20 protein-coding genes and 1 riboswitch are annotated in these 15,188 nt (G+C 46.1%); of the genes, 6 read left to right on the forward strand and 14 right to left on the reverse strand.

Translation table 11 applies throughout. The features are described from left to right. Positions 1-8 precede the first annotated feature (8 nt). The 4 genes from dapD to AF331_RS07425 form a co-directional block, all read right to left on the reverse strand. Positions 9-719, reverse strand: coding sequence for a 2,3,4,5-tetrahydropyridine-2,6-dicarboxylate N-acetyltransferase (gene dapD / locus AF331_RS07410; protein ID WP_053427452.1), 711 nt, complete (start codon positions 717-719; stop codon positions 9-11). 80 nt (positions 720-799) lie between these two features. Further along, positions 800-1,678 carry a LysR family transcriptional regulator gene (locus tag AF331_RS07415; RefSeq protein ID WP_053427453.1) on the reverse strand — a complete coding sequence of 293 codons (879 nt, stop codon included), beginning with the start codon at positions 1,676-1,678 and terminating at the stop codon, positions 800-802. Between the two features lie 117 nt (positions 1,679-1,795). After that, positions 1,796-2,245 (reverse strand): cyclic-di-AMP-binding protein CbpB, encoded by a 450-nt coding sequence (gene cbpB / locus AF331_RS07420; protein ID WP_053427454.1) that lies wholly within the window; start codon positions 2,243-2,245, stop codon positions 1,796-1,798. Between the two features lie 243 nt (positions 2,246-2,488). Continuing rightward, a complete protein-coding gene (locus AF331_RS07425; protein ID WP_053427455.1) occupies positions 2,489-2,734 on the reverse strand; it encodes a YkuJ family protein in 246 nt (81 codons plus the stop codon). A 251-nt stretch (positions 2,735-2,985) separates the two neighbouring features. On the opposite strand from AF331_RS07425, the gene AF331_RS07430 reads away from it, so the two are divergent. Continuing rightward, entirely contained in the window at positions 2,986-3,231 is a 246-nt protein-coding gene (locus AF331_RS07430; protein WP_268786379.1) for a glutaredoxin domain-containing protein, read from the forward strand. A gap of 93 nt (positions 3,232-3,324) precedes the next feature. Here AF331_RS07430 and AF331_RS07435 read toward each other — a convergent pair whose 3' ends face one another. From AF331_RS07435 to AF331_RS07455, 5 genes are all read right to left on the reverse strand, one after another. Beyond that, positions 3,325-3,831 carry a DUF3993 domain-containing protein gene (locus tag AF331_RS07435; protein ID WP_053427457.1) on the reverse strand — a complete coding sequence of 169 codons (507 nt, stop codon included), beginning with the start codon at positions 3,829-3,831 and terminating at the stop codon, positions 3,325-3,327. Between the two features lie 330 nt (positions 3,832-4,161). Continuing rightward, positions 4,162-4,404, reverse strand: coding sequence for a hypothetical protein (locus AF331_RS22145; protein WP_148985411.1), 243 nt, complete (start codon positions 4,402-4,404; stop codon positions 4,162-4,164). 384 nt (positions 4,405-4,788) lie between these two features. Further along, on the reverse strand, positions 4,789-6,012 hold the full coding sequence (locus AF331_RS07445; protein WP_053427459.1) for an EAL-associated domain-containing protein: 1,224 nt from the start codon (positions 6,010-6,012) through the stop codon (positions 4,789-4,791). Positions 6,013-6,216: 204 nt separating this feature from the next. Continuing rightward, positions 6,217-6,987, reverse strand: a complete 771-nt coding sequence (gene fadH, locus AF331_RS07450; protein ID WP_053427460.1) for a 2,4-dienoyl-CoA reductase — start codon at positions 6,985-6,987, stop codon at positions 6,217-6,219. A gap of 130 nt (positions 6,988-7,117) precedes the next feature. After that, positions 7,118-7,336, reverse strand: a complete 219-nt coding sequence (locus tag AF331_RS07455; RefSeq protein WP_053427461.1) for a hypothetical protein — start codon at positions 7,334-7,336, stop codon at positions 7,118-7,120. A 178-nt stretch (positions 7,337-7,514) separates the two neighbouring features. On the opposite strand from AF331_RS07455, the gene AF331_RS22715 reads away from it, so the two are divergent. After that, positions 7,515-7,814 (forward strand): hypothetical protein, encoded by a 300-nt coding sequence (locus AF331_RS22715; RefSeq protein WP_231578816.1) that lies wholly within the window; start codon positions 7,515-7,517, stop codon positions 7,812-7,814. Positions 7,815-7,945: 131 nt separating this feature from the next. Further along, positions 7,946-8,407: a YkyB family protein gene (locus tag AF331_RS07465; RefSeq protein ID WP_053427462.1), complete on the forward strand. Its 462-nt coding sequence runs from the start codon at positions 7,946-7,948 to the stop codon at positions 8,405-8,407. A gap of 78 nt (positions 8,408-8,485) precedes the next feature. On the opposite strand, the gene AF331_RS07470 is transcribed toward AF331_RS07465, so the two are convergent. Next, on the reverse strand, positions 8,486-9,391 hold the full coding sequence (locus AF331_RS07470; RefSeq protein ID WP_053427825.1) for a chemotaxis protein: 906 nt from the start codon (positions 9,389-9,391) through the stop codon (positions 8,486-8,488). Positions 9,392-9,531: 140 nt separating this feature from the next. Here AF331_RS07470 and AF331_RS22340 point away from each other — a divergent pair, with 140 nt between their 5' ends. Further along, positions 9,532-9,696: a hypothetical protein gene (locus AF331_RS22340; protein WP_160316497.1), complete on the forward strand. Its 165-nt coding sequence runs from the start codon at positions 9,532-9,534 to the stop codon at positions 9,694-9,696. A gap of 36 nt (positions 9,697-9,732) precedes the next feature. Here the strand turns inward: AF331_RS22340 and queE are convergent, their stop codons facing one another. From queE to corA, 4 genes are all read right to left on the reverse strand, one after another. Next, positions 9,733-10,455, reverse strand: coding sequence for a 7-carboxy-7-deazaguanine synthase QueE (queE, locus tag AF331_RS07475; protein ID WP_053427463.1), 723 nt, complete (start codon positions 10,453-10,455; stop codon positions 9,733-9,735). Then, positions 10,452-10,880 (reverse strand): 6-carboxytetrahydropterin synthase QueD, encoded by a 429-nt coding sequence (gene queD / locus AF331_RS07480; RefSeq protein WP_053427464.1) that lies wholly within the window; start codon positions 10,878-10,880, stop codon positions 10,452-10,454. Before queD ends, queE begins: the two co-directional genes overlap by 4 nt. Next, a complete protein-coding gene (gene queC, locus AF331_RS07485) occupies positions 10,877-11,539 on the reverse strand; it encodes a 7-cyano-7-deazaguanine synthase QueC (protein WP_053427465.1) in 663 nt (220 codons plus the stop codon). Before queC ends, queD begins: the two co-directional genes overlap by 4 nt. Before the next feature lie 124 nt (positions 11,540-11,663). Next, positions 11,664-11,708: riboswitch (PreQ1 riboswitch) on the reverse strand. Between the two features lie 77 nt (positions 11,709-11,785). Next, positions 11,786-12,781, reverse strand: a complete 996-nt coding sequence (gene corA, locus AF331_RS07490; protein WP_053427466.1) for a magnesium/cobalt transporter CorA — start codon at positions 12,779-12,781, stop codon at positions 11,786-11,788. A gap of 199 nt (positions 12,782-12,980) precedes the next feature. Between corA and AF331_RS07495 the strand changes: the two genes are divergently transcribed. Both AF331_RS07495 and AF331_RS07500 read left to right on the forward strand, forming a co-directional pair. Further along, the gene (locus AF331_RS07495; RefSeq protein ID WP_053427467.1) at positions 12,981-14,132 is read left to right on the forward strand and encodes an aminotransferase A; all 1,152 of its coding nucleotides are present in this window, start codon (positions 12,981-12,983) and stop codon (positions 14,130-14,132) included. A gap of 312 nt (positions 14,133-14,444) precedes the next feature. Beyond that, positions 14,445-15,122: a GNAT family N-acetyltransferase gene (locus tag AF331_RS07500; RefSeq protein ID WP_053427468.1), complete on the forward strand. Its 678-nt coding sequence runs from the start codon at positions 14,445-14,447 to the stop codon at positions 15,120-15,122. Positions 15,123-15,188 lie beyond the last annotated feature (66 nt).

A 15,188-nucleotide genomic window follows, 5' to 3' on the forward strand; every position in this document is an offset into this window, starting at 1 on the left:
CTTTTGAATCAGAGCTGTCTGAGCTCTTGTTTAATTTCTGTTTTTGATTTTGTTTTGGCGTCGATATCTTTCAGCTTCTTCGCAGGTGAACCTGCCACCACCGTATATGGTTCAACATCTTTCACCACGATTGCTCCAGCAGCAACGACGGCACCTTTTCCTACGGTCACTCCTTCAAGTACAACGGCATTCGCCCCAATCACGACATCATCTTCAATGACAACAGGCTTCGCGGATGGCGGCTCGATCACTCCTGCAAGAACGGCCCCTGCCCCTATATGACAGTTCTTTCCTACCGTTGCACGTCCTCCGAGGACAACATTCATGTCGATCATCGTACCCTCACCGATGACAGATCCGATATTGATCACGGCTCCCATCATGATGACGGCATTGTCTCCGATCTCTACTTGATCACGGATGAACGCTCCCGGTTCGATACGGGCTTTGATCCCTTTCATATCAAGAAGTGGGATCGCTGAATTCCGGCGGTCATTTTCCACTACATAATCCTCTATGTATTCTTTGTGCTCTTCAAGTACCCCGGCAAGCTCACTCCATTCGCCGAATACAACCCCGCTGTCACCATTCAGGAATGTTTGTGACGATTCCCCGAAGTTGATCCCTTCGAGTTTCCCTTTCACATATACCTTTACAGGTGTTGACTTTGTACTATTTTGAATGAACGAAATAATCTCATTGGCATCCATCATTTTCATCTTAATCCCTCCATTATAAGCAGTAAATTCAGAGTTCTTGAATTACTTTATCATGATAAAGAACGTAACACAACCCGTACCTATCGGTTTTCAATGAGAAAATCGTCCACTACTTTCAGAAACGCCCCAACCTGACGGAGCTGGAAGGCCGACTCATAGCCCAGCAGCCACGTGTCGCGATGAATAAAACCACCCATCTCATCCTTTAAAGGAATTTTGAAGATGTCCTGTTCCATTCCCGTCAAGGTTATGGCCGGGAGAATGGCATAGCCGATCCCGTTCAGTGTCATCTGTTTGCATGTTTCGATCTGGTCGACGACGATGGTCCGTTTCGGCGTGGTCTGAAAATGCTTCAGCCACCATTCCTGGATCTCTTGAAAGTAATTGGAATCGCTTTTGAACTGAATGAAGGGGCGATCCGTCTTCATGACATCTTCGATGGATTGTATTTCCCGGTCGACAAGGAAAAGCGGATCTTCAAAAAGATGGTGCTTTTTCCCTTTCCAATCAGGCGTCCCCCTGATGATACCGATATGGACCTCATTGTCATAGATGGCCTTCAGGATTTCACTGCTCCATCCGGTGATCAGTGAAATCTTCGCATGAGGATAGGTTTCCACAAATCGTTTAAGCACTTTCGGAAGCCAGTTTTGTCCCACAATCGAAGCGCATGCGATTTTAAGGGTCCCATGAACCTCCGATTCGAGGGCATGAATCTTTTCCCTGACGGATTCTTCTTTTTGGAGAACCTCTTCTGCAAGCTTCACAATCAACTCGCCTGCTGGTGTCAGGGAGAGGCCCTTCTGTGAGCGAAGAAAGATTTTGGTGCCCCAATCCTTCTCCATATTCTGAAGCCTCTGAGAAAGAGCAGGCTGAGATACAAAGAGCCTTTCTGCCGCTTTCCGCATATTCATCTCATGTGCCAAAACCTGTAGCAGCTGAAATTCAGAAAAAGCCATTTCTTCACCACATTCATAAGTTTTTCTTATATTATAACGCATTTTTGATTCATTTACATAATACACTCATGGATTTGGGTAAAAGAAAAGACCGGGGGAACCCCGATCTTCGAATCATCACCCTGAATGAATCATTTGATATATATGTTTTTTTAGCTCCTTCAGCACGACACGGCGGGTCATGATGCCCTCAAAGTGCCCTTCACTGGATACAACACATAAAAACGGCTGATCGATCAGCAGATTGAAGGCTTCCTTGAACGTTGAATCGATGGAGATAGTGGAAAAATCCGTCGACATGACATTCTCGACTTTCCTTTCTTCAAGGTTCTCAAATTCGAAGCGCTCCAATCCAAGGATATTATCGGTAATCAACCTGGAGCTGATGAGGCCGTGGAGGCGGAAGGAGGGATCCAGGACAGGAATAGATGAATAGCCGCTCCTAGTCAACAATAAAAGTGCGTGCTCAAGTGAATTACCTACTTGGACGTGTGCCACTTTCTCTGACGGAATGATGTACTCTTTTATACTTGTTTCAAGTAACTCTTTACTGCTTAAAGAAATCATGTACAACCCCTCAATTTTTTAAAAATGCATTCCTTACCATTTTAACATACTGGAAGAAAAATGTATGAATCAAATTGTAAGCCTTTTCTACATATTATTTTTATGAACGAACCATGCAAATTGGAAGAACACCGGTGATTGTGGGAATCGGAGGAAAAGGAAACCGTTCATCATAGCTGAAGGAAGAAGAGAGGAGTGTGGATATGAAAAAAGATAACCCGTCAGGTTACCTTTCCAACATATTTATTCTTGAACTGCTTCTTGCAGTAGCTCAAAAATCTCGATAGCCGTAATGTCTATATTATCGAAAGGGTATGTACTCCCATTCTCTTTCATTACTTCGATTTCAAAGGTATCCTGCTTTGGAAGGTATCGTACCTCACAGATTTTTTTTCCATTGTATTCAAAGTATCGTTGTTGTGTTTCTCCTTGTTCCCCTTGTTCTTGCAGAGACTTTAGTCTTTGTATAATTCCAAGAAGCTGAGACATATCAGGTCTCTCCTTTCCTGTTCTAATTCTTTGTCATAGCTTTTGCATTGTAACAGATTCTATCCTGCAAAATCTAATGATATGCCCTGTTCGACAATGGGTTTTTATCACGCATGTCCAAAAGGTCTCTCTAAGTTAACCACTAATCCGGTCCATATTCAATAAATAATTTTATCCACCATATAAGACCTCACGATTTACACGGGTACCGGGCTTCTTGTAAAATGGGTTCACACTACCCGAGAGAGAGGATGATCAGAGTGAAGACTGTCACTTTATATACTCAACCCGAGTGCCCCCCTTGCGAAATCGTGAAATTATACTTAAAAGAACAGCAAATCCCCTACATAGAGGTAAACATCAAAGAAGAACCAAACGCCCGATCCTATATGCTGAACGTGTTGAAAAGCTATTCTACACCAACCGTTACTGTGGACTATCAGGTGATCAAAGGATTTCAGATGGAGGAGTTGGCTCAAGCCCTGGATCTCTCCTAAACAGTATTCGATGTCAACACGACCATCCCTTTGCTCCCCCCGCCCTTTCCTTAAAACACTGAAAAGGACCTATGATATCATAGGTCCTTTTCTTTAACTTCCTTTGATTCCTGACGGAAGTTCATATGAGATAGCAGAGACCTTCCACTTTCCATCAGTAAAGGATAGCTTGACGACCTCTTCCCCTTTAACGGTGGAAACAGGTCCTTCCTCATCTCCTGATCGTACTTCCCATATGTACCAGTGCCCATCATCAAATGCAGCCTTTGTTTCTTTATCAAATGTAAAGAAAGGGATGTAGTAAGAGGCAAAATCCGATCCGAATGCACTATACCCATCGCCTTCTTGATAGAGGTTTTCTTCCATGAACCCCTTCACCTGTTCATCCGTGAAATAATCTGAAAGCATCGCTTCTATGTCAGCCTTTTCCCTCGGCTTTTCACTTAAAGAACGTTGAACCTCAAACGCATCTTCCACCAGGGTGACTGCCTGTTTTCCGTCCAATTGATTTACAGTCGTTCCAATTGCCGTGGCCTGTGTGCCGACGGTCAAACTCAACCCAAGGACAAGCGTCAGGATCAACCAGTATTTTTTCACCATATGCCATTCCTCCTTGTATGTATGGTACAAACCTTTTCTCTATTGTCTGACAATTGCTTATTTCTTGTTTTCCCGCTCACTCACCATTTAAACATAGAAAAGCGGAGCCGGGTCGTTCTGAGGCGACAAGCATAAGACGGGCTGAGTGGAAAGGCGTTTCTGGCCTTTTTGATCAGCACGGCTTATGACCTCGATCCCCAACCCACCAACAAAGCTTTTATCTTTAAATACAAGAGTTCCAACCTTTCACACTCCACCAAAAATAAAACCCACCTAAAGGCGTCCCAGGCCTCCTTGATGGGTTTTAACTCAGGATCATCAAAACCATGATCAACCGTAATACAGAATGATCTGGTACACAATAAAAGCCGTGATCAGAACCGTGGCGATCGCAATCGTCACAAATACCGGGTTCAGCAGGATTGGATGTGCCTTCACTGATTCTTGGACATCGGAATCAAATCCGTTGTCCTTCCCGGATTTCGTCTGCCCCGTCACCCTGAACGTATAATAAAGAGCGTAACCAGCAAGCCCCACACATAAAAAAGACAAAACCCAAACATAAACACTCACCGAAAGCCCCCCTTTCATCATCTCCCCATAACTTCCCCAGAAAAAAGAACGGGTATACAAGAAAAGCGCAAGGGGCTCGCCCTGAGGCGACAAGCATAAGACAAGAAAACCGGAAAGGCGTCCTGTGCCTTTTTGGGTTTCTTGGCTTATGACCTCGAGCCTCAAGCCCCTGGAGCTGGACATGAAGAAAAGTGCAAGGGGCTCGCCCTGAGGCGACAAGCATAAGACGGGATGAGCAGAAAGGCGTTCTTCGCCTTTTTGATCAGCACGGCTTATGACCTCGAGCCTTAAGCCCCTGGAGCTGGACATGAAGAAAAGCGCAAGAGGCTCAAAAAGGAAAAAGCTCCCGGTCAACGACCGGGAGCGGATGATTCGCGCTATGGATCAATATAGAAGGCTGTCTTCTTCAAAAAGGAACTCGTAGGATAAGTCCATGAATAAATAATGTTCATTACCGAGAGGAAAGGAAAACGTCCTGATGGATTCGCCGGAATCGATATCAGAATACATATCGGACAGAAGTCCTTTTTTATCCATTCTCATCCGTATGATATTCTCGAGAAAGTAAGGACGCCAGCTCCAGTTTTTCCCGATATAAGAAGGGTCCTTCGCCCAGGTGCCTGACACCTTCAAAACGTTGCTGCTCACCTGGAATCCTACTTCGTTGCAAATATAAAGACGGAAGGCTTTGTCGGAAAAATGGTTAGCCAGTTCCATGAGGATGCCGTCGAAATCACCGTTTTCTTTCTTCATCTTTAGGAGCTCACTGCCCGTGTCTTTATGTAGAAGATCGGCGAGGTCGTACCCTGCATTGAGGTGCTTGGTTTCGTATCTGATAAAATCCCCGTATTTTTGTTTCAGTTTCAGCTTCAGGATATCCGGATCAAGGAAGGTGCTCGACTCCTTATGAAGGTAGTCCCCTTGATAGAATCGCCCACCGCTGAGCCAGGCGAATTGAAGCTGGTAATTGATCTCGATTCCTTCATATAGCAAGGATGCCCCAATTTTCCTTGCAAGGACTGATAGGCTGTATAAAATGTCCTTGTACACTTTATTCCCTGCATCATTTCTTAGCTGATAAAGGTTGACCCTGAGGATATCAGGTGAGAAGAAGGAAAGTTTTTCGAGCTGTCCGCCGTTTTCAGCAATATTGTTCATGGAAATTTTGATCCCATAGGTTTTGTAGTAGACGAGCAAATGAACCAATTGTTCAAAATCACCCGTATAGGCATACTCGGATAGTCCAAGGACAATCCTGTCCAGGGAGAAGCCCCGCTCTTCAAATTGCTGAAGGAGCTGCAGGAATGTTTCGCCGTGATCAAGCATCAGGAGGCGGGCATCGCGGTGAAGGAACACGAGTCCCTCCTCTTTTTCATCCAGGTACCGTTCAAGTGCAGAGGAAGCAATATGATCGGCGACCTCCACTTTATATTCATCCGGGATTTCATGATCCTCAAAGAAACCTTTGAGACATACTGCAGTCCCGTCTGCCTCAACGAGCCTCCCCCAGACTTCATACCCCGCGATACGATGGCCGTCAGCGTTGAAGACCGGCTTAAAGTATGGGATGATTTGTTCTTTGTTGGATAATACGTCCATTGAGTCCATCTCTATCTCCCCCAAAACAATCAGTGTATGTATGCATAATTATAACACAGTATTCATTATGATTTGTATTCATTCCCCTCGTCAACTGTGACATCATCCTTCATGGAACGGTCCATCAGGCATGAGCGGGACCTTAACAGTCACAACGCCAAATATCCCGGGGCTTCCATACCCCGGGTACATACTGCATTTTTTTACTATTTTTTAAAACGGGAAGGGATTAAGCCATTGACCCCCATCCATTGTCACGCATTCTCCATTAATATAGGCTGCCTGCTCCGAAGAAAGGAAATAGGCAAGCCCCGCAATTTCTTCAGGAGTTCCCAGCCTTTTGAGGGGAACGCTGTTCAGCGTCCGTTTGGCTGCTTCTTCCGATTCCCAGAGCTTGTCTGCTCCGCCTGTTCGTTCGATTGGACCCGGTGCGATGGCATTTGTTCTGATGCCATACTTATGTCCCCACTCGACGGCCAGGGTTCTCGTTAATGACAGGACTCCAGCTTTTGCAGCAGCAGAATGGGCAACCCCTGCCCCCGCTCCCCATGCGTAGGTAGCGACGATATTGATGATGGATCCTTTCTTCCCCTCTCCAATCCAATGGTTCCCGATCGCATGGGAGCATAGGAAGGTACCATTCAGAACGATATCGATTACTGACTTCCACCCATTGGCTGACAGTTTTTCAACCGGACAGATGAAATTCCCTGCAGCATTATTGATCAAGACATCCACCTGACCAAAAGAGCCCAGACAATGAGCAAGCATGGCTTTTACATGTTCTTCTTCCCTCACGTCCATCTGGAAGATCTCTACGTTCCCTTTCAGTTGTGAGAATTCTTCTTGGACAGCTTCCAAGCGCTCTTTGTTCCTCCCGGTCACCAGGACATCTGCTCCCTCTTCAAGAAACTTCTTCGCCATGTATTTCCCCATACCGTTAGATCCACCTGTCACGATTACGACCTGTTTCTCCTCCAACATGATCTCCCCCTCCATATATGAATGAATACTCACTCATTATAGTACCATACTCTCGTCACCCTTTGCATTTACTTTCAGATTTTTCAATCACTATAAGGCAAAATAAAAAAGGCTGACGCGTCAGCCTTGATCATATATCCTGATTATTGACGATGGCTTCATGAACCTGTGCCAATGCCTTGATTATGGTTTTATTCCTCTTGTAACCCTTCACTTCGAACGTGACGTCATGATAAGTTGCAATCACCCGGCCTAGAGATCGAGGAGCTTTAAAGCCGAACACGTATAGCTTTATCGTTCCTTTTTCGGTAGGGAGAAAGAGAACTTCCATTTCTTTTGTCTTTTTCATCGTCCCTCTCCTTTTCAACAAGCAGCCTTTATCTGATTGGGGAATGTTCCCTTCCACTAACATAAGACATCAGAAGACTTCTGTCAAACGCATTGATCCGGAGCCCATTCTATATCAGACATGCTCCCGAGGCATCCCGGGTACATACACTGAAAGGAGTAGAGAGGAGGTTTTCCCTATGTATCAAACCTATGCCCCTTACAGAAGCTATCCTTATTATCGAGAATATCAAGGAGATCAGCGCTTCTTTCCTTTTTTCGGCCTTCCATTTTTAGCAGGTGGGCTCGCAGGACTCGCCATCAGTCCATTGTTATTCAATCGGCCATGTTATGGTCCAGGTCCTTGCTATCCCCCACCATATCCTGGACCAGGTTACGGACCTTACCCTTATCCGCAGGGACCCGTTCCTTATGGGAACAATATCCAGTCCTCCCCTTATAATTTCACGGAAAACATCAATATTTACCCTCAAAGATAATGCTTGCCCTGGGAGTTTATGACCCCGGGGAGCTTTTTGGAAGGGGACGGGCTATATGCACCACCCCCTTTCCAATCTAAGGAAAATGAGCTATAATAGGTGAGAAATCAATTCTGAAAGGAGATCATCATTTGAACCATTCAAGTAGACAAGCCCCTTCTCCCACATCAACATTAACCCTCTCCCAGGCCATCTTTACCGTGAATCGTCATGCAAAGACAGCCGGCAATCCAAAGTACCTTTACTCTCTGAAAAAACGAGCACTGCTGAAAATGATCAAAGAAGGAAAAGCCAAAAAGGTCGGGTTGCATTTTTCCAACAATCCCCGATTCAGTCAGCAGCAGTCCGATGTCCTGGTCACCTGCGGGGAGTATACCTTCCACATCCCGCCAACCAAGGAAGACTTCAAGGAACTTCCCCATCTCGGTTCCCTGGATTCCACTCTCAGGAACCCGCGATGCAAGATGGGACTTCAACAGGCCAAGAGCACTCTTGAACACTACACGGGCATGACAGATCAGTCTTCAGGTGGAGATCGGCGTACCTGTTATCAGAAGCCCGTATTCAAAAAGCTGGGGGACAGCTTCTTTTAATCCCTGTAGATTTTAGTGCACTGACGCAAATACTTTGTAAAGGGGATCAGCAGCAGCTGATCCCCTTTATGTATCCTTCTACAAAATATATTTATCAATGGTTTTGATAAGTTCTGAAATTTCGGGCTTGCTGATTTGATCCTCCGCCCCCACCATATGCCCCTTATGCTTAAGGTCGTTCGTGATCAGGGAAGAGAAGATGATGACCGGCAAATCTTTCAGCCTTTGATCGCTTTTGATCCTCCTCGTAAGGTGATGTCCGTCCATCTGGGGCATTTCGATATCCGTTATGATCAATTGAACCTGATCCGTGACATTCCCGCCCTGGTCGGCAAGGGATTCGAGATAGGCTAGTGCATCCGCTCCATTTTCGAAAAACTCCACCTGGCCGTATCCGCCTTCACTCAATGTATCATGAAGGAGCTTCCTCAATAGCGGAGAGTCTTCTGCAGCAACAATCTGTTTGTCGCTGCGTTCACGGTGACCGAGCTTCTTCACTTCCTCCACCCTGATTCCCGTCTGAGGATTGATTTCAAGAAGGATGCTCTCAAAGTCGAGAAGAAGGATCATATCCTCCGTCCTTTTGATGACACCTATGATTGTCGACTGGTCCCCGCCTTGGTACATGGACGTCGGCTTTTCGATATCATTCCAGGAGATCCGGTGAATCTGTGTCACGTTATGCACATGAAAGACCACCTTCTGCTGATTGAATTCAGCCACAATATATTTTGCCTCGGGCGGTGGATTCCCGGTTCTCCCCAACACCTTTCCAAGGTTGATAAGGGGCAGTACCTCTCCCCTAAGCTGGATGAGACCCTCCACATGGGGATGGGAATGCGGGACCGGGATGACGGCCGTCGGGAGGATGATCTCCTTCACCTTGATGACATTGATACCAAATTTTCTTTTTTCAATTTCGAATTCTATGATTTCAAGTTCATTCGTTCCGCTTTCGAGAAGAATCGAATGTTGATCGTTGATCATGTTCGTCAGTCCAATCTGTTTTCAGAATAAGATAATCTCCTTCCTTATATCGAACAGATCAGGAAAAACTTTAGTTCCATCTCACACCTCATACATTAAAGTTCTCTGTGCACACTATGTATCAAGGAGGTGATCGAATGAATCGTGATGATAAGCATGATGATATCAGTGCACATATCCAGCCGTTTCAAGGTCCCGCTCCACTTGTGTCCTTAGGAAAAAACGCAGAAGGCATCGATGATCCTGATCACTTCTCCTTTGTTGAAACCGGGAAAACCGAAGACAGGGATGCGTCCAAATAAAAAGGCTGTCTGCATGGAAGCAGACAGCCTTTAGCATTAAACTCCCCTTTTATTACCCCACACAAGCGTGTGCAGCTGAGGAAGTACCCGTACATCATTCAATTCCTTTTGCTCACATACAACATCAATCAATCGTTCATAGTCAAGGAGAAGATTGGAAACAAGCCTAGGGGTATCTTCCATCGAAACCTCGGGATTTCCGGTCTGGATATAAAACGGCACACCCTCATACCTCATATGGATCCCCTTTGCATATTCAAGGTCTTTCTCATCGAATACCACGACTTTCAGGCTGAAGTTGGATCCATTCTCTTTTAGGCGGGATACGATGAGATCCAATCGATCATAATCGGTTTCCATTGTGGAGCTCGGCGGTTTGGGTGAGATCGTCAGATCATTGATATCATAGAACCAATCCTGCCAGCGGCTGCCCTGGGTTTCGAGGGCAGAGCCGATCCCATTGGCTTTCAGTATCTCCAGAAGATCACCGATTTGAGGCAATAGGGCTGGATTTCCGCCGGAAATGGTGACATGGGAGAAGCGATCCCCACCGATTTCCTTCAGCTTGTCCCACACTTCTGTTGCCGCCATCAATCTGATATCATCCTTTGCTGACCCGTCCCACGTGAAGGCGGAGTCACACCATGCACAGCTGTAATCACAGCCGGCGGTACGGACGAACATCGTCTTCTGCCCGATCACCATTCCTTCCCCCTGGATAGTGGGACCGAATACTTCAAGGACTGGAATCTTCCTCATGACCGTGCCCCCTTAGGACGATAGATGCAATAGCTCGTCGGGGTTTCACGTAGAAATACTTGAAGGCATTTCGGTGAGTGGGGAAGTGTATCCAAGTGCTCCTGGATGATGTCATACATTACTTTGGCCATGACTTCCGTCGTCGGGAATTTCAGATCTCCTTGGAACTTCTCATCATCATTGATGACCGTGTGATCGAAGCGCTTATGGATCAGCTTTTTGATCTGCTGGAAATTGACAAGGAAACCTGTTTCATCAAGGGCGTCACCAGCAATCGTAATATTGGCGAAATACGTGTGACCATGCATTTCACTGCAGCTTCCTGCAGATTCTGCCGGAATATAGTGAGCTGCAGCAAAGTGCATATCTTTGTTCAATTCGTATTCATACGGATGATTCGGGACAGGGTAGATTTGCTGGATCATTCGGTATCCCCCCCTACTCTTCTCTCAAGATATTGATCAAGACCCCTTTGTCGGAGTTCGCATGCCGGGCACTCCCCGCAGCCTGCTCCCTTGATGCCGTTATAGCAAGTAAGGGTCTTTTCCTGTACATACTCGAAGGCACCAAGCTGATCGGCAAGCTCCCACGTTTCGGCCTTGTCGATCCACATGAGCGGCGTGTGGATGACAAATTCGTCATCCATGGACAGGTTCAACGTCACGTTAAGGGATTTCACAAAAACATCCCGGCAATCCGGGTATCCACTGAAGTCTGTTTCACATACGCCCGTCACGATATGCTTGGCACCGATTTGCTTGGCAAGGACCCCTGCAAATGAAAGAAACATCAGATTACGCCCCGGAACAAATGTGGACGGCAGCTCGCCATCCTTCTGCACGATGTCCTCATCCCGCGTCAGGGCACTAGGTGCCAATTGATTCAAGAGGCTCATGTCGAGAACATGGTGAGGGATATTAAGCTCCTCCGCAATCTCCCTTGCACAATCAAGTTCAGCCACATGGCGCTGGCCGTAGTTGAATGTAACGGCCTCCACCTCTTTAAAATTCTTTTTCGCCCAGAACAGGCAGGTTGTGCTATCTTGACCGCCGCTGAACACGACGACTGCTTTATCATTTTTCATACTAGATTCTCCTCTCTTTTCTAACGGCAGATGCCACGAAAAGAAGAAAAAAGATTCCTGTTCATGCTCTATAATACCGGCTTCCTTCGCCAAAACAAAAAAACAACGACACCTAAGGATGCCGTTTTCCTTAGTTTTTTATAGAGGGTTGTGCTAGAACCTCTCGGGTACGTCCCAATTTTTCTTCTTTTATCCTAAAACAATATAACGCTTTTCGAGGAAAAAATCCAGTGATTTCCCCGAAATTCACTTCAATCGGAGAAAGCGCCGTTTCCTATTGCGTTTTTTTGAGGAGACACGAAGCCAACCGACTTTAAGGAATAGACCGAACATGATGATGGCAATCATACCCATCACCCCAAGAACGATGAAGTATCCATACGGACTTTGAAGTTCCGGCATGTTGACGAAATTCATCCCATATAAACCGGCAATGAACGTAAGCGGCATGAAGATTGTGGTGATCACGGTCAGGGTCATCATGATGTTATTCATCTTATCGGAATTGATGGAAAGATAATTATCACGGATATCCGATGAAAATTCACGATACGATTCAAGCATTTCCACAAGCTTCATCAAATGATCATACACATCATTGAAGTAGAGCTTTTCCTCTTTCAGGGCGTTCAGCCGTCCGGAATTGATGATCCGGTATAGTAGATCCCTCATCGGAATTAACGTCCTTCTCAGTTTCGACATCTCATGGCGGATGTCAAAAAGCTGGTCCATCAGATCGCTGTCCGAGTCCTGATTGGTATTGTCTTCAATGATATTCAAACGGTCCTCGATGGCATAAACAAGTGGAAAATAGTCATCCACAAGCTGGTCTGCAATTCCATGCATCACCTTGAACGGACTCCAATCATCCCTTTCTTCTTCCACCTGGCTCCAGATGCGGTCCAGTTCCTTTGTCCGGCCTTTATGAAATGTGACGATAAAGCTTGAATTGACAAACATATTCACTTCACTTGCTGCATGGGTTTCATGATCGATGGTATGCAGTAATACGAATATGTACCGTTCATAGAAATCCAGCTTCGGCCGCTGACTGAAATCGTCGAGGCAGTCTTCGATGGCGAGCGGGTGAAACCGGAAATAAAGCTTGAGTATACGGATTTCCTTTTCAGTGGGAGCCGAAAAGTCCACCCAATACCATTTTACATACGGATCTTTTATCATGGACAGGGAGGCATCTTTTACGATTTCCCCGTTTTTCAATATCACACTGGTTCGAATCATCTCGTTCTCCTTACCCTCCACATGGGCCGCCAACCGAAACCATGCTGAGCCTTCTTTATAGATTCATCTTTCCCTCGGAACGTGCATCCGAAACTTGCGGACGATACTGATATACTGTATCAAATCCATTCTCATCTTTAAATAGGGGGATCCTTAGTGATACACTAGTAAATAAAAATGAACAAAGCAGGTGTGCAGTTTGGAAGAGAAAATGAATCCTAGAGTATTGGAATTGCAACTATCAGGCATCCGCCGTTTCTTCAACATGGTGGCGGGCACCGAAGGCATGATTTCCCTGACGATCGGACAACCCGATTTCCCCACCCCGCTCCACGTGAAAGAAGCCGGGAAGCGGGCAATCGACGAAAACTTCACTTCATACACCCATAATGCAGGTATGCTCGAGCTGAGAAAGGCCGCTTCTGACTTCATGAAAGAAAAATATCGTCTGGACTACGATGAAGATGAGGTCATCATTACTTCAGGGGCTTCTCAGGGGATCGATGTCACGCTCAGATCAATCCTCGTTGAAGGAGATGAATGCATCCTGCCTGGGCCCGTTTACCCCGGGTATGAGCCCATCATTAAACTGTCCGGAGCCAAACCGGTCCATATCGATACAACGTCAAACGGCTTCAAACTGGATGCTTCCCTTTTGAAGACCGCCATCACATCAAAAACGAAATGCATCATCCTCCCCTACCCTTCCAATCCCACCGGCGTCAGCCTGACAGCAGAGGAGCTGAAAGAGATCGCCGATTTGATCCGAGGGCGAGGGATTTTCGTGGTAGCAGACGAGATCTACAGTGAGCTTACCTTTGATCGCAGCCATCGTTCCATCGCCGAATTCCTCCGGGATCAGACCATTGTCATCAACGGTCTTTCGAAGTCACATAGCATGACAGGCTGGCGTATCGGTATGGTCATGGCCCCGAAAGCAGTCAGTCAGCATCTATTGAAGGTGCATCAATATAACGTATCCTGCGCCACCTCCGTGTCCCAGAAAGCGGCCCTCGCAGCCCTGACCAAGGGGAAAGATGACGCCATCCCCATGAAGGATGCCTACCGCAAAAGGCGTGAATATGTATATAAGCGCCTCGTGGGGATGGGCTTCCGGAATGTAATCAAGCCTGACGGAGCTTTCTATTATTTCGTGGAGATCCCCGAAAGATTCAACGGCGATTCCTTTGAATTCTGCTTGGAGCTTGTACAGAAGGAGAAAGTCGCCGTCGTGCCCGGAGAGGCATTCTCGGTCATGGGAGAAGGCTATTTCAGACTGTCATACGCGTGTTCAATGGAAGAACTCGAAGAAGGGTTGGATCGCATGGAAAACTTCCTTGCATCCTTTTAAGAAATAAAGAAAGGCCCACGCTATCAGAAGCGAAGGCCTTTCTTTTTTTTATGCAAAAAAAAGGAACCAGTTCTCGACTGGTTCAAAAAAAGGAAAAGGGGGTGTTAGTGAGAAATTAATCTCCAATTTCATGCTTACTCTTATTCTACCCAGATATCATCAATATAAACCCGCATTCCAAGAAAAATTAATTTTTTTCTGATTCTCCCGGATTGAATTGACCCTCGTAGGAAAAACCTTTAAAAGGCCTATGAAAAAGCGCTTTCATAAAGTATAATACTATAATGATAACGAAGCGAGGGGGACTGTCGGATGTATGTAAAAAAGCAATTTGTCTTCCGCGATGGCAATCCGGTACTTGTGACGATACGAAACTATAGAGAAGAAGACTTTGACTCTTTGATCTCGATCCAACAGCGGGCGTTCCCACCTCCATTCCCTGAGGAATTATGGTGGAATAAAGATCAGCTGCACCAGCATGTTAACCGTTTCCCTTTGGGAGCCATCTGTGTAGAGATGGATGGCCTCGTGGTAGGCAGCATGACAAGCCTGATCACCTCCTACTCCCCTGAAGATCCGGATCATACATGGGATGGCATCACAGATGAAGGATATATCACCAATCATTCAGATGACGGCAATACGTTGTATGTGGTTGATTTGTGCATCGACCCGGCCTACAGAGGCTTGAAGCTCGGGAAATGGATGATGGATGCACTCTATGAAATTGTCGTCCATCTGCGCCTTGAACGCCTTCTCGGCGGTGGACGCATACCGACCTTTCATTCATATCGCGACCGCTACACGGTGGAAGAGTATGTGGAGAAACTAACCAGGGGAGAACACAAAGATCCGGTCATCACCTTTCTCCTCCAGTGTGGACGGATGCCTGTGCGAGTCATAAAAGATTATCTCGAAGATGAAGAATCCTGCCATTACGGCATTCTGATGGAGTGGAAAAATCCCTTTTCAAACATAAAAAAGGATTGAAGGAGTCGCGTCCTTCAATCCAATAAAAAGGGGGAAATGAGAATGAAAAGGCTCTTGGGGAACCTG

The organism is Rossellomorea marisflavi (genome assembly GCF_001274775.1).
Taxonomy (GTDB): domain Bacteria; phylum Bacillota; class Bacilli; order Bacillales; family Bacillaceae_B; genus Rossellomorea; species Rossellomorea marisflavi.